The organism is Streptomyces sp. NPDC059875 (genome assembly GCF_042731085.1).
In the GTDB taxonomy this organism is placed as follows: Bacteria; Actinomycetota; Actinomycetes; order Streptomycetales; family Streptomycetaceae; genus Streptomyces.
The window spans coordinates 123,414-136,694 of the sequence record NZ_JBHWJZ010000018.1 but is presented as its reverse complement, the minus strand read 5'-3'; the positions used below and the strand labels follow the sequence as shown (position 1 = coordinate 136,694).

The 13,281-nt window shown below is 71.2% G+C and carries 12 protein-coding genes; 5 read left to right on the top strand and 7 right to left on the bottom strand.

Going from position 1 to position 13,281, the window contains the following annotated elements:
• The first annotated feature begins 31 nt into the window (after positions 1 to 31).
• From ACFV9D_RS22700 to ACFV9D_RS22690, 3 genes are all read left to right on the top strand, one after another.
• A complete protein-coding gene (locus tag ACFV9D_RS22700) occupies positions 32 to 1,117 on the top strand; it encodes a hypothetical protein (RefSeq protein ID WP_385149011.1) in 1,086 nt (361 codons plus the stop codon).
• 93 nt (positions 1,118 to 1,210) lie between these two features.
• Positions 1,211 to 1,870 carry a peptide-methionine (S)-S-oxide reductase MsrA gene (gene msrA / locus ACFV9D_RS22695; RefSeq protein ID WP_385149008.1) on the top strand — a complete coding sequence of 220 codons (660 nt, stop codon included), beginning with the start codon at positions 1,211 to 1,213 and terminating at the stop codon, positions 1,868 to 1,870.
• 338 nt (positions 1,871 to 2,208) lie between these two features.
• The gene (locus tag ACFV9D_RS22690) at positions 2,209 to 3,996 is read left to right on the top strand and encodes an ABC-F family ATP-binding cassette domain-containing protein (RefSeq protein ID WP_385149005.1); all 1,788 of its coding nucleotides are present in this window, start codon (positions 2,209 to 2,211) and stop codon (positions 3,994 to 3,996) included.
• Here the strand turns inward: ACFV9D_RS22690 and ACFV9D_RS22685 are convergent.
• Both ACFV9D_RS22685 and ACFV9D_RS22680 read right to left on the bottom strand, forming a co-directional pair.
• A complete protein-coding gene (locus tag ACFV9D_RS22685) occupies positions 3,976 to 4,341 on the bottom strand; it encodes a DUF1330 domain-containing protein (RefSeq protein WP_385149002.1) in 366 nt (121 codons plus the stop codon). The genes ACFV9D_RS22690 and ACFV9D_RS22685 overlap by 21 nt on opposite strands.
• A 161-nt stretch (positions 4,342 to 4,502) precedes the next feature.
• A complete protein-coding gene (locus ACFV9D_RS22680) occupies positions 4,503 to 5,579 on the bottom strand; it encodes an NAD(P)-dependent alcohol dehydrogenase (RefSeq protein WP_385148999.1) in 1,077 nt (358 codons plus the stop codon).
• Between the two features lie 129 nt (positions 5,580 to 5,708).
• On the opposite strand from ACFV9D_RS22680, the gene ACFV9D_RS22675 reads away from it, so the two are divergent.
• Entirely contained in the window at positions 5,709 to 6,575 is an 867-nt protein-coding gene (locus tag ACFV9D_RS22675; RefSeq protein ID WP_385148996.1) for a helix-turn-helix domain-containing protein, read from the top strand.
• Positions 6,576 to 6,632: 57 nt separating this feature from the next.
• Here the strand turns inward: ACFV9D_RS22675 and ACFV9D_RS22670 are convergent, their stop codons facing one another.
• Together ACFV9D_RS22670 and ACFV9D_RS22665 are read right to left on the bottom strand one after the other, a co-directional pair.
• On the bottom strand, positions 6,633 to 7,901 hold the full coding sequence (locus ACFV9D_RS22670) for an Ig-like domain-containing protein (protein WP_385148992.1): 1,269 nt from the start codon (positions 7,899 to 7,901) through the stop codon (positions 6,633 to 6,635).
• Between the two features lie 184 nt (positions 7,902 to 8,085).
• Positions 8,086 to 8,427, bottom strand: a complete 342-nt coding sequence (locus ACFV9D_RS22665) for a hypothetical protein (RefSeq protein ID WP_385148990.1) — start codon at positions 8,425 to 8,427, stop codon at positions 8,086 to 8,088.
• Positions 8,428 to 8,536: 109 nt separating this feature from the next.
• Between ACFV9D_RS22665 and ACFV9D_RS22660 the strand changes: the two genes are divergently transcribed.
• Positions 8,537 to 8,797 (top strand): hypothetical protein, encoded by a 261-nt coding sequence (locus ACFV9D_RS22660; RefSeq protein WP_385148987.1) that lies wholly within the window; start codon positions 8,537 to 8,539, stop codon positions 8,795 to 8,797.
• A 67-nt stretch (positions 8,798 to 8,864) separates the two neighbouring features.
• Here ACFV9D_RS22660 and hutH read toward each other — a convergent pair whose 3' ends face one another.
• From hutH to ACFV9D_RS22645, 3 genes are all read right to left on the bottom strand, one after another.
• A complete protein-coding gene (hutH, locus tag ACFV9D_RS22655; RefSeq protein WP_385149113.1) occupies positions 8,865 to 10,406 on the bottom strand; it encodes a histidine ammonia-lyase in 1,542 nt (513 codons plus the stop codon).
• Positions 10,407 to 10,498: 92 nt separating this feature from the next.
• Complete coding sequence (locus ACFV9D_RS22650) at positions 10,499 to 12,715, bottom strand: tetratricopeptide repeat protein (protein WP_385148984.1); 2,217 nt, start codon at positions 12,713 to 12,715, stop codon at positions 10,499 to 10,501.
• The gene (locus tag ACFV9D_RS22645) at positions 12,712 to 13,125 is read right to left on the bottom strand and encodes a hypothetical protein (RefSeq protein ID WP_385148981.1); all 414 of its coding nucleotides are present in this window, start codon (positions 13,123 to 13,125) and stop codon (positions 12,712 to 12,714) included. Before ACFV9D_RS22645 ends, ACFV9D_RS22650 begins: the two co-directional genes overlap by 4 nt.
• Positions 13,126 to 13,281: the final 156 nt, after the last annotated feature.

Here is a 13,281-nt window from a genome sequence, read left to right as displayed (position 1 = left end):
CCGCCCCCTGTCTCGTGAGGAAGATCCGCACATGCCCCGTCTCATACCGATGATCGTGATCGCGGTGGCGATCTACTTCTGGCTCAAAGCCCGCAAGGAGCGGAAGGCCGCCGGCATCCGCCCCGAGGCGAGCGCACCGCCCGCGCTGTCCGCGCGCTCGGCAACGCTCGGCTTCCTGCCGGCCGCGCAGCTCGACACCAAGCGGTTCCGTCCCGAGGATCCGGCGCTGACGGCGGCGCTCGACGCCGCACGCGACGGCGACTGGAAGCCGGCGGCGGAGCTGCTCGCGGCCACCACGGCCGGTCCCGACTGGGAGACCCGCTCCTTCCAGACCGTCCGGCTCGGCAGACTGGCCGCCGAGGACGACTCCTGGCTGACCGCGTGGGAGACCGCACAGCCCGACAGCCCGGACGCGGCCGTCGTACGCGCCGACAGCACGGTGACCGTCGCGGGGAACCTCCGCGGCAGCGCGACGGCCAAGAACACGACGCAGGAGCAGTTCGACGGCTTCCACCGCATGATGCGCCAGGCCCGCGGCGAGATCGCCCGCGCCGCCGAACTGAACCCCGCCGACCCGACCCCGCTCATCGGCGAGATCTGGGTCGCGCTCGCGCTGGGATACCCCCACGACGACATGCGCGCCCTGTGGGAGGGCATCACGGAGCGCGCCCCGCACCACTACTCGGCGCACTACTCGGCGCTTCAGTACTGGTGCCAGAAGTGGCGCGGATCGGTGGAGCTGGCGCAAGAGTTCACCGACCACGCCGTCGCCACCGCGCCGCCCGGCAGCCTGCTCACGGCCCTCCCGCTGATCAGCTGGTACGAGCACGAGTCCTTCGGCCACACCGACCGGGGCTACGCCGCACCGGAGCTGCCGGCCCTGGTCGACGCCCTGGCGGCCGACGTGTCGGCGGCCCCCGCCGAGCATCTGCGGCTGAACGAGGCCCGGCTGCTCCTCGCCTGGTACCTGGTGGAGCTGGACCGCCACGCGGAGGCACTGGAGCAGTTCCGGCTGGTGGACGGATACATCGGCGCCTTCCCGTGGAACTACTACGGCGACCCGGCGAAGGCGTACGTGAAGGCGCGCGAGCGGGCGGTCCGCAAGGCGGGGCGCTGACGCACGGCGGGCCGGACGCGCCCGGGGGCCGGGAGGGGAATCCCTCCCGGCCCCCGGGCGTTGTGCGTAACGCCCACGTCGAGGAGATGCCGCATGTTCCTGTCACGCAACCCTGTCCTCCCCACGCCCGAGCAGGCGCTGAAGGGTCGCCCGGAGCCCGAGTTCGCCGTGCCCGAGCGCCACACCGTCCTCGGCAACCCGCTGCTCGGCCCGTACCCCGAGGGCCTTGAGGTCGCCGACTTCGGCCTCGGCTGCTTCTGGGGCGCCGAGCGCAAGTTCTGGCAGACCGAGGGCGTCTGGACGACCCTCGTCGGCTACCAGGGCGGTCACACGCCGCACCCGGTCTACGAGGAGGTCTGCTCCGGCCTCACGGGCCACACCGAGGCCGTCCGGGTCGTCTTCGACCCGCGGAAGGTCTCGTACGAGGAGCTGCTGAAGCTCTTCTGGGAGTCCCACGACCCGACCCAGGGCTTCCGCCAGGGCAACGACGTCGGCACCCAGTACCGCTCGGCGGTCTACACCCACTCCCCCGCCCAGGCCACGACGGCCGAAGCCTCCCGCGCCGCGTACCAGAAGGTCCTGACGGGCTCCGGCTACGCCACGATCACCACCGAGATCCTCCCGGCCGAGGGCCGCACGTTCTACCCGGCGGAGGGCTACCACCAGCAGTACCTGGACAAGAACCCGGCCGGTTACTGCGGCATCGGCGGCACGGGCGTCTCCTGCCCGATCGGCGTGGCGAAGGCCGAGTAGCGGCCGCGCACCTGGAGCGGCTCACCGCCGAGGGCGGCGAGGTGCTCGAACCGCTGCACGCCGTGCCGACCGGCGCCGGGCTCACCGCCCGGCGCGCGGACGGCACGGTCGTCGAGTACGTCGAGCACCGCCCGGACCCTCAGGGCCGGTAAATCCACCGGCCCGGTGACGCCTGGGCGGCTAGACTCGGTCGCATGGGTTCGTACTACTTCTTTCTCTGATTCCGGCCGTGGACACGGCGTGACCCGCTGATCCGGCGCCCCTGGGGCGCGGCAGTGGCGGTCCGGTGTCCCGTTCTTCCGGCCCGAACGAACCCCACCTCTCAGGGAACAGAACCCATGCGCGACCGCGCCCAGATGACCGTGAAAGACGTCTCCAAGGCGTACGGGGACCGCTCCGTCCTCGATCAGATCTCGTTCTCCGTACGCCCCGGCGAGAAGGCCGCCGTGATCGGTGAGAACGGCTCCGGCAAGTCCACGCTGCTGCGGCTGCTCGCCGGGGTGGAGGCCCCCGACGCCGGGGAGGTCACCGTCCGCTTCCCCGGCGGCACCGCCCACCTCGCCCAGACCCTCGCCGAGACCTTCGGCATCGGCCCCGAGCACACCGTGCGGGACACCGTGGACGCGGCGCTCGCCGAACTCCGTTCGATGGAACGGCGGATGCGGGCCGCCGAGGAGTCGCTCGGCTCCGCGACGGCCGAGGAACTCGCCGCGTACGGCGAGCTGGCGGCCCGGTACGAGGAGCGCGGCGGGTACGAGGCCGACGCCCGGATCGCCGCCGCGCTGCACGGCCTCGGCCTCGGCGGGGTCCGGTACGAACGCCGCGTCGGAACGCTGTCCGGCGGCGAACAGTCCCGGCTCGCCCTCGCCTGCGTCCTCGCCTCGGGCGCCGAGCTGCTGCTCCTCGACGAGCCGACGAACCATCTCGACCGGGCGGCCGCCGGCTGGCTGGAGGAGCGGCTGCGGGCCCACCGCGGCACGGTCGTGGCGGTCACCCACGACCGGGCGTTCCTGGAGGGGATGGCGACGGCGATCCTGGAGGTCGACCGGGACACGCGCGCGGTGACCCGGTACGGCGACGGCTGGTCCGGCTACCGCGCGGCGAAGGCCGCCGACCGCCGCCGCCGGGTGCGGGAGCACGAGGAGTGGCGGGAGGAACTGGCCCGTACGGAGGAGCTGGTGGCCGCGGCCGGGCAACGGCTCGCGGTGTCCGGCAAGGACCCGCGCCAGGGCTTCGGCAAGCACCGCCGCTCGCACGAGAACAAGCTGTCCGGGCAGGTCAGGTCCGCCCGCGTGCGGCTGGAACAGCTCCGCCGAGAGCCGGTTGCGGCCCCGCCGGAGCCCCTGCGGTTCACGGCCGCCTTCGCGACGACCGGGCCCGGCGTGGCCGCCGCCCGCGGCACGGCCGACGAGGACGCGGCCGGCGACGGCTCGACGGGCGTCGCGCCTCGCGTCGACGTAGTCGAGGTAGTCGAGGTAGTGGGCGGTGTGTCGCTGCGCGACCGGCCCGCACGGGCCGACGCGACGGCGCACCGCGCCTGCCGCGGCCCCGCGCTGCTCGCGGAGCTGACCGACATCGTGGTCGGCGATCGGCTGCGGCTGGACGAGCTGCGGGTCGAGGCGGGCGACCGGCTCCTCGTCTCCGGGCCCAACGGGGCCGGGAAGACGACCCTGTTGCGGGTCCTCGCAGGCGATCTGCGGCCCGACGGCGGCACCGTCGTCCGTCCGGCCCGGGTCGGTTACCTGGCCCAGGAGCTGCCCGCCGTACCGTCCCGTGAGCCGCTGCTCACGGCGTACGCGGCGGGCCGCCCCGGCCTGCCCGAGGAGCACGCGGACGAGCTGCTCGGCCTCGGGCTCTTCCGGGAGGAGGACCTGACCGTGTCGGTGGCCGCGCTGTCGGTGGGGCAGCGACGGCGGCTCGAGCTGGCCCGGCTGGTGACCCGGCCGGCCGATCTGCTCGTCCTGGACGAGCCGACCAACCACGTGGCGCTCTCGCTGGTGGAGGACCTGGAGACGGCCCTGGCCGCCTTCGAGGGCGCGGTGGTCGCGGTCTCCCACGACCACCGCTTCCGCTCCGGCTTCGGCGGCACCCGGCTGGAACTCCGCTCAGGCCGGGCCGCCGCCTGACGCCGACGCGGCCCGCCACCGCGCCGCGGTGGCCGAGGCGTCGTACCCGTCGGGGACGCCGTCGATCAGGAGCAGGTCGCCCGACAGATGCCGGGTGCGCAGCGGCTTGATCTCCTGGTAGGCGGCCGAGTCGTACCACCCCCGGGCGTGGTCGAGCGAGGGGAACGCGAGGACGACGACATCGCCGGGCCACGCGCCTTCGAGGACCTCGCGCTCGGGGGCGCCGTGGACGAGGAACCGTCCGCCGAACGGGTCGAGCGTGGACTGCATGCGGTCGATGTAGTCGAGGACCTCGTCGTGGACGGCGGTCAGGGGACTCAGGTTCGCCATGGCGTATGCGGTCATGGCAGAACAATGCCGGGGCACGGCCCGCGGGGTCGATTACCCCACAGGTCATGCCCCGGCACGCACCGCACGTACGGACGGACGGCGGATGACGGATGACGGATGACGGAGCCGACGCCTCCCACGGCCCGTCACCGGCCGGTGTCACCGCCCCGGACCGCTCAGATCGTCGACGTGTCGATCACGAAGCGGTAGCGCACATCGCTCGCCAGCACCCGCTCGTACGCCTCGTTGATCTGGTCGGCGCGGATGAGCTCGATCTCGGCGCCCAGGCCGTGCTCCGCGCAGAAGTCGAGCATCTCCTGCGTCTCGGCGATGCCGCCGATCATCGAGCCGGCGAGCGTCTTGCGGCCGCCGATCAGCGAGAAGAGGTTGAGCGCGATCGGCTCCTCGGGGGCGCCCACGTTCACCAGGGCGCCGTCCGTCTTGACCAGGCTCAGGTAGGCGCCGAAGTCCAGCGGGGCGGAGACGGTGGAGATGATCAGGTCGAAGGAGCCGGCGAGCTTCGTGAAGGTCTCCGGGTCGCTGGTGGCGTAGTAGTGGTCGGCGCCGAGCTTGAGGCCGTCCTCCTGCTTCTTCAGCGACTGGCTGAGCACGGTCACCTCGGCGCCGAGCGCGTGGGCGATCTTGACGCCCATGTGGCCGAGGCCGCCGAGACCGACGATCGCGACCTTCTTGCCCGGGCCGGCCTTCCAGTGGGCGAGCGGCGAGTAGAGGGTGATGCCGGCGCAGAGCAGCGGGGCGGCCTCGTCGAGGGCGATGCCGTCCGGGATGCGCAGGGTGTAGTTCTCGTCGACGACGATGTGGGTGGAGTAGCCGCCGTAGGTCGGCTCGCCGTTCTTGTCGAGGGCGTTGTACGTGCCGGTGCCACCGCTGGTGCAGTACTGCTCCAGGCCCTGGAGGCAGTACTCGCACTCCCGGCAGGAGTCGACGAAGCAGCCGACGCCCACGCGGTCGCCGACCTTGTGCCTGGTGACCCCGGCGCCGACCGCGGTGACGACGCCGGCGATCTCGTGACCGGGCACCATCGGGTAGATGCCCTCGTGCCAGCCGTCACGGGCCTGGTGGATGTCGGAGTGGCAGATGCCGGCGTACTTGATCCCGATGAGCACGTCGTGCTCGCCGACCGCGCGGCGCGGCACGGTGGTGCGCTCCAGCGGGGCGTTGGCGGCGGGCGCGGCGTAAGCGGGAACAGTGGTGGCGTCGGTCGTGGCGTCGGTCGTGGCGTTCGTGGTCATGTCGACCAGCCTGCGGGAGCGCGGAGAACGTACCCAGGCCTCTGTTCTGCCTACGTCCAGCGTGCCTACCACTGACAGGGACAGGAACACCCGTCCGTCCGGGCGCACGACCTGGGATAATCGGGCTGCATGGATCCCAGTGCCGAACTCAGCGAATTCCTGCGCTCACGCCGGGCCCGGCTGAAGCCGGAGGACGTGGGCCTGCCGGAGTTCGGGCGTCATCGCCGCGTTCCGGGACTGCGCCGCGAGGAGCTGGCGCAGCTGGCCGGGGTGTCCGTCGCGTACTACACCCGGCTCGAGCAGGGCAACGGCCGCAATGTGTCCATGGAGGTACTGGACTCGATCGCGCGGGCGCTGCGGCTGACCGACTCCGAGCGCGCCCATCTGACGCATCTGGCGAAGCCCACGGCGACGAAGAAGAAGCACCGGGCGGCGATCACCCGGCCCCAGCAGGTGCGGCCCGGACTGCAGCATCTGCTGGACTCGATGGACGGGGTCCCGGCGCTCCTGCTGGGTCGTCGGCTGGACATCCTGGCCTGGAACCGGATGGCGCGGGCGCTGCTCGGCGATTTCGCGGCGATGGAGCCGGCGGAGCGCAACATGGCCCGGCTGGTCTTCCTCGGGCCCAACGCGCGCGATCTCTACCTGGACTGGGAGTGCAAGGCGACCGAGGTGGTGAGCGTGCTGCGGCTGTACGCGGGCTGCTACCCGGACGATCCGGCGCTGCTCGCGCTGGTCGGCGAGCTGTCGGTCAAGAGCGACGAGTTCCGCTCACTGTGGGCGGCGCACACGGTCGCGGACAAGGGACACGGCAGCAAGCGGCTGCGGCATCCGCTGGTGGGCGAGATGACGCTGGCGTACGAGAGCCTGAAGGTGGCGGGAGCGGACCCCGACCTCGTCCTCGTGACGTACCAGGCGGAACCGGGGACCCCGTCGGCGGACGCGCTGCGGCTGCTCGCGCAGTGGGGTGTGGACTCCGAGAACGTCGTACGGTGACGAGAACGGCGGCCCCCTCGCGTCGAGGGAGCCGCCGTCTGCGTACGTACGGGGCGGTCAGACCGCCGAGCCGGCCTTCCACGCCGACCAGCTCATGTTCCAGCCGTTGAGGCCGTTGTCGGGCGCGATCGTCTTGTCCTTGGAGTTCTTGACGATGACCACGTCGCCGACGATGGAGTGGTCGTAGAGCCACGCCGCCATCTGGTTCGGGTCGCCGGCGCCCTTGACGTCGTTCAGGCCCACGCAGCCGTGGCTGGTGTTGGCGGAGCCGAAGATCGAGTCCGCGCCCCAGTAGTTGCCGTGGATGAACGTGCCCGAGGTGGACAGGCGCATGGCGTGCGGCACGTCCTTGATGTCGTACTCGCCCTTGCCGTCGTCGTCGGTGAAGCCGACGGTGGCGCCGTTCATCCGGGTCTCCTTGAACTTCTCGGAGATCACCATCTCACCGTTGTAGGTGGGGTTCTCCGAGGAGCCGGCCGAGATCGGGATGGTCTTGATCGTCTTGCCGTCCTGCTTGACCGTCATGGTCTTGGTGGCGACGTCGACGGTGGAGACCTGGTTGCGGCCGATCTTGAAGGTGACGGTCTTCTGCTGGACGCCGTAGATGCCCTCGGCGCCCTCGACGCCGTCGAGCTCCAGCTTCAGCGTGACGGTCGAGCCCTCGGTCCAGTAGTCGTCGGGGCGGAAGTCCAGGCGCTGGGAGTTGAACCAGTGCCCGACGACCTCCTGGCCGCTGCTGGAGGTCACCGTGATGCCGCCCTGGACGGCCTTCTTGTCGGTGATCGCCTTGTTGAAGTTGATCGAGACCGGCATGCCGACGCCGACGGTGGAGCCGTCCTCGGGGGTGAAGCTGCCGATGAAGCTGTTGGCCTGGGAGACGGTGGTGAAGGAGGCGTTCTCGTGCGCCTCCAGGCCGTCCGCGTCCTTGGCCGTCGCGGCGATCTTGTAGACGGTGGCGCGCTTCAGCTGCTCGCTGGGCTTCCAGCTCAGCTTGTCGGCGGACATCTCGCCCTCGACGCTCGCGCCGTCCTCGGTGGTCATGGTGACCTGGGAGAGCGTGCCCTCGGTGACCTTGACCTCGGTGCCGTTGTTGATCGACACGTTGTCCGCGCCGTTCTTCGGCGCGATGGATATCTGGGCCTTCGACGTCTTCTGCGCCGCGGCCTCGTCGACCTGAGCCTGTGACTGGGGCGACGAGGAACTGTCGGCGGCGCCACCCTTGTCGCCGTCGCTGCACGCCGAGAGCACCAATACGCCGCTGAGCACCACGGCCGCCGCCGCGATGCTCCTACGGCGCTTGCTGTCCGTCATCACACGCTTCTCCATCGTCGCCGAATCCCTGCCAACACTCGTCAGAACATCCATGAGACCCTGCGCGGTTCCGGAACCGGAGGGTTTGTGGGGAACACCACTGATCGACACGTCGCCGCGGAGCTTCCGGTTCCCGTACAGCGGGAAGCCCCGGCACGGGACGGCCGTACCGGGGCTCCCAGGGGGCGCCACGCCCCTGCTAGACCCGTTCCTCGTCGTCTGCGTCCACCTCATCTTCCTCGTCGAGCTCCCACTCCTGGGCATCGGGGTCGTAGTCGATCTCCTCGCTGCTCCAGGAGGCCTGGACGAGCTCGATCCCGGGGACCTGGCTGACGAGGTCGAAGGGCTCGATGAGGTACGCCAGAGCCTCCGCGCTGTCCTCGCGGACGGCGGAGCGGGCGTGCACGCGCTCGTCCTCCGGCATGAACTCGTCGGTGTCGATCCGGCCGACGGCCGCCTCGGTCAGCTCGGCGGGGCCGTCGATCTCCAGGACGACTTCCACCCGAAGCCGTACATAACGTGATGTCTCGGAAGTGCTCATACGAGGGAGCGTAGGCTCCACCGGCTCCCGACTTTCCTGCGACCCGCTGTGTTCATTAGCATCGGCGCACCTACCAATTCGCGGTTTCCGCAAGGGGGATCGAATCTCCGTGTCCGTCGCTCGACGCCCGCTGCTGACCGCCACGGCGGCCGGGACGCTGCTGTTCGCCCTGTGGTTCGTTCCGTCCGCGAACGCCACCGATGAGAATCGGGTCACCTCGACACAGCAGGAGCGCGAGGCCGGCCAGAGCCGCCTCGCGGAGACCGGTGGCCCGGACACGACGCCGTATGTGATCGGCGGGACGGGATTCCTCGCTGTTGGAGCGGGTTTCGTGACGCTGGCGATGAGACGCGGCGGCCGGATCCACTGAGCTGTACGACGAAGAGGGCCGCCTCCCCGTGCGCGGGGAGGCGGCCCTTTTTCGCTGTTCGCGTTCGTTACGCGAGCGGTCCGGTGACCGGCTCCACGGCCGCGACGAGCTTCCCCTCGCGTACGAAGGTGTCGGCGGCCGCCAGGTCGGGCGCGAGGAAGCGGTCCGGTCCCGGACCCTCGACCCCGGCGGCGCGCAGGGCGTCGATGGCGGCCTGCGAGGCGGGGGCGGGGGTCAGGCCGCGGCGGAGCTCGATGCCGCGGGTGGCGGCGTAGAGCTCGACGGCGATGATCCGGTTGAGGTTGCCGATCGCGGTGCGCAGCTTGCGGGCGGCGGACCAGCCCATCGAGACGTGGTCCTCCTGCATCGCGGAGGACGGGATGGAGTCGGCGGAGGCCGGGACGGCCAGCCGCTTCATCTCGCTGACCAGGGCGGCCTGGGTGTACTGGGCGATCATCAGGCCCGAGTCGACGCCGGCGTCGTCGGCGAGGAAGGGCGGCAGGCCGTGGGACCGGTTCTTGTCGAGGAGCCGGTCGGTGCGGCGCTCGGCGATGGAGCCGAGGTCGGCGGCGGCGATGGCGAGGAAGTCCAGGACGTACGCGACGGGGGCGCCGTGGAAGTTGCCGTTGGAGCGGACCTGGCCGTCGGCGAGGACCACGGGGTTGTCCACGGCCGAGGCGAGCTCGCGCTCGGCGACCAGGCGGGCGTGGGCCATGGTGTCGCGGCCGGCGCCGGCGACCTGCGGGGCGCAGCGCACGGAGTACGCGTCCTGGACCCGCGGGGCCTCCTCCTCCTGGAAGTGGCCGGTGAGCCCGGAGCCCTTGAGCACGGCGAGCATGTTGGCCGCGGAGGCGCCCTGGCCCGGGTGGGGGCGGATGGCGTGCAGCTCGGGCTCGAGGACCTTCTCGGTGCCGAGGAGGGCTTCGAGGGAGAGGGCCGCGGTGACGTCGGCGGACTTGTAGAGAGTGTCGAGGTCGGCGAGGGCCATGATCAGCATGCCGAGCATGCCGTCGGTGCCGTTGAGGAGGGCGAGGCCCTCCTTCTCGCGGAGCTCGACGGGCCGGATGCCGGCGGCGGCGAGCAGCTCGCCGGCGGGCTTCACGGCGCCGTCGGGACCTTCCGCGTCACCCTCGCCCATCAGCGCGAGAGCGCAGTGCGAGAGCGGCGCGAGGTCGCCGGAGCAGCCGAGGGAACCGTACTCGTGCACGACCGGCGTGATGCCGGCGTTGAGGACGTCGGCCATGGTCTGCGCGACCTCGGGCCGGACGCCGGTGTGCCCGGAGGCGACGGTCTTGAGCCGCAGGAACATCAGCGCGCGCACGACCTCGCGCTCGACGCGCGGGCCCATGCCGGCGGCGTGCGAGCGGACGATGTTGCGCTGCAGCTGGGCCCGGAGCTCCGGACTGATGTGCCGGGTGGCGAGCGCGCCGAACCCGGTCGAGACGCCGTACACGGGCTCGGGCTTCGCGGCGAGCGCGTCGACGACGGCGCGAGCGTCGGCGAGCGCCTGCACGGCCTCGGTCGAGAGCTCGACGCGGGCACCGTGCCGGGCGACGTCGATGACGTCCTGGGGGGTGGTTCCGGACGTGCCAAGGACGACAGTGTGCATATCCATATTCAGCAGCCTACGGACTGAAGACCAACATGTCACTAGTCGATTGCCCCAAGGCCCCTTACCTGCGCACGACTGGGCGAATCGGGTCAGCGGGGGCGGTTGCGGCGCCAGAGGCGACGGAGACGACGGAGACGACGGGGCTTGCGTTGGAATTCCAGCAACGCCGCTCGGTAGTCGACCGTGTCGGGATGATCGGACCCGAGAGCGCGCTCAGCACCGGCGAGGGCCTGTTCCATGAGAGCGGTCGCTTCAGTCGTGAGCCCCGCCTGCCGGTAGGTGTAGGAAAGGTTGGCCCGGGCGGTGAGAGTGTCGGGGTGCTCAGGCCCGAGTACACGCTCGCGATCGGCAAGCACCCCCTGCTCCAGGACGACGGCCTCGCCGACGCGCCCCACCCGCCAGTAGAAGGAGCCGAGGTTGGCCCGGGCGGTGAGAGTGTCGGGGTGCTCGGGCCCGAGTACACGCTCGCGATCGGCAAGCACCCCCTCCTGCAGGACGATGGCCTCGCCGACGCGCCCCGCGTGCGAGTAGGTGGAGGCGAGGTTGGCCCGGGCGGTGAGAGTGTCGGGGTGCTCGGGCCCGAGTACACGCTCGCGATCGGCAAGCACCCCCTCCTGCAGGACGACGGCCTCGTCAATGCGCCCCGCCAACCAGTACGAGGAGGCGAGATTGGCCCGGACGGCGAGAGTGCCGGGGTGCCCAGCCCCGAGTACACGCTCACTGACGGCAAGCACCCTCTCCTCCAGGACGATGGACTCGTCCGCACGCCCCGCCAGCCAGAAGGAGAAGGCAAGACTGGCCCGGACAGCAAGGGCCTCGGGGTGCTCAGACCCGAGAACACGCTCGCTGACGGCAGCGAGGTTCTGCCAGTAATCCATGGCGGATGCCGCGAGGCCTGCATCAAGCAGGCTTCTTCCGGCGCGGTAGAGGACAAGGTGGCCCTCCGATTGCCAGAGAAGGTCTCCGGCGAGGGCGGCAAGAACATCCGTGTTGGCACGCAGCGTGGCGGCAAGGTCGCGCTGGGGCTGGTCGGGGTCGGGCCAGATGTGCACCAGCGCGTCGGCGGCCGTGGTGACCAGAGCGGAGAGCTCCTCCGTCGGCGTGGCTTCGCGGACCGCGCGGGCCGTAAGCGCGTGGATGCGCACGGAATCGGCGTCGCAGGTGAGCAGCGCGTAGCGGTGCAGGGTACGCAGGGCCGCGTGGGCCTGTTCCGGCGTGACGGGTCCGCGCTCGGTGAGATGGTCGAGTACGGCGGGGGTGTCCCACAGAGCCTTCGGGTGGCCGGCGGGGTCGAGAAGGGCAGCCAGGCGGAGAGCGGGCTGGGCGAGGCCTGCGGGTTCGGCGCGTTGGGCGGCGTCCAGGGAGAGCAGGAGGGTCGCGGCGATCTGCCGGCCGTAGCCCTCGGTGTCGGCCGTCGCGGGAAGGAGTTGGTCGAGCCGGTTCGTACGGTCGGTGAAACGAGCCAGGTACGCGGCGCAGCTCAAGCCCTGGTTGATCATGTATGCGGCGGCGTGCCCAAGTGCGAGGGGCAGATACCCGAGCGCTGCGGCCAGTTCGTCCACGGCGGCGTCGAGAAGACGCCCGGCATCGTCCCCCGCCAGCCGGGCCCGCAGATACGCGGCAGCCTCGCTCGCGCTGTACACGTCGATATTGATACGTCGGCGACCACCGCCGGTCAGTACGGCGTCGTGCAGACGGGTCGTCGCCAGCACCCACCCGCTGCCGGTCCGGCTCGTCGGCCACCAGCCTTCCATCCCCGCCGGGTCGGTGATGTCGTCGAGGACGACGAGCCACCGGCGCGGCGTCGTGGCCAGCCAGGACAGAAACGCCTTCGCATCGCTCTCGGGACGCTCACCGGTCGCACCTGGCGCCGCCACCCGGACCGCCGCCTGGGCGTAGAGGGTGACGACCTGCTGGATCTCGGTCGCCGTCACCCACAGGACCAGATCCGTGCCGTCCGAAACAGCCTGCGCGGCGTAGGACGCGGCGAGTTGGGACTTGCCCACGCCTCCGCCACCCGCCAGAACCTGCGTCAGTACCGCCGCTTCCCCCTCGGCACGGGCGGCATCGACCCGCTCCCGCAGGATCTCGCGCGGCTGGAAGGCCGACGCCAGCGTCGGCATGGCGCCCAACTCCAGGGGCCATGCCACGGCGTCCGCCCCCTGCGCGGGCGCCTCGTTGACGATGACGGTGCTGTTCGGGCCGAGCGCGCTGTAGGCGGCATCCCGCGCCACGACGCCACGTCGGACGTCGATACGTGCGGGATCGGGAGTCTGCGGCTTCTTGCGCGGCCACAGAGGAGTCACTGCCGCTCGCTCTCGTCGCCGATCGCGCTGTCCTGCACATCGCCGAGTACGACCTTGCTCTCGCGCCCGGCTTGAACATCGCTACTGCGGCGCCTGCGCCGTCGCGTGCCTGCGGCAGGCGCCCTTCGTGGCCCGACGACCTTGGAACCATGGCCCACGGCGCTGCCACTCACATCTCCGTCGATCACGGTCCCGCCCCGCTTGACCCGAAGCCGGAGCTCGGCGCCCGTACCGGAGGAGGAGCCCGCGAAGGTATAGGCCGCCACCGCCAGACCGACCACCGCCCCGACGATGCTTGCGACGCGGTCACCGGTATCCAGATCGACGAGTACCGCGATCCCGATCAGCCCAACCGAGACGGCGACGGCCACCCCGACCACGATCTTTCCCGCGCCCGACATCCCTGCCATCGCCCGCAACCCCGTTCGCCAACGAACACGCCGTCAGACAACGGTAGATGAGGACTGGAGCACGAGCGCCCGGAATGCGCGAGGGGCGGTCGGGAGCTGATGTCCGGCCCCGACCGCCCCTCGGTCGTCCCCACCGCAAGCGGCCATCGTCATCCC

What these genes read in the sequence shown, in the direction of transcription:
- ACFV9D_RS22700 (WP_385149011.1), top strand. Translation starts at nt 32, where the DNA reads ATGCCCCGTCTCATACCGATGATCGTGATCGCGGTGGCGATCTACTTC.
- msrA (WP_385149008.1), top strand. Translation starts at nt 1,211, where the DNA reads ATGTTCCTGTCACGCAACCCTGTCCTCCCCACGCCCGAGCAGGCGCTG.
- ACFV9D_RS22690 (WP_385149005.1), top strand. Translation starts at nt 2,209, where the DNA reads ATGCGCGACCGCGCCCAGATGACCGTGAAAGACGTCTCCAAGGCGTAC.
- ACFV9D_RS22685 (WP_385149002.1), bottom strand. Translation starts at nt 4,341, where the DNA reads ATGACCGCATACGCCATGGCGAACCTGAGTCCCCTGACCGCCGTCCAC.
- ACFV9D_RS22680 (WP_385148999.1), bottom strand. Translation starts at nt 5,579, where the DNA reads ATGACCACGAACGCCACGACCGACGCCACGACCGACGCCACCACTGTT.
- ACFV9D_RS22675 (WP_385148996.1), top strand. Translation starts at nt 5,709, where the DNA reads ATGGATCCCAGTGCCGAACTCAGCGAATTCCTGCGCTCACGCCGGGCC.
- ACFV9D_RS22670 (WP_385148992.1), bottom strand. Translation starts at nt 7,901, where the DNA reads ATGGAGAAGCGTGTGATGACGGACAGCAAGCGCCGTAGGAGCATCGCG.
- ACFV9D_RS22665 (WP_385148990.1), bottom strand. Translation starts at nt 8,427, where the DNA reads ATGAGCACTTCCGAGACATCACGTTATGTACGGCTTCGGGTGGAAGTC.
- hutH (WP_385149113.1), bottom strand. Translation starts at nt 10,406, where the DNA reads ATGCACACTGTCGTCCTTGGCACGTCCGGAACCACCCCCCAGGACGTC.
- ACFV9D_RS22645 (WP_385148981.1), bottom strand. Translation starts at nt 13,125, where the DNA reads ATGGCAGGGATGTCGGGCGCGGGAAAGATCGTGGTCGGGGTGGCCGTC.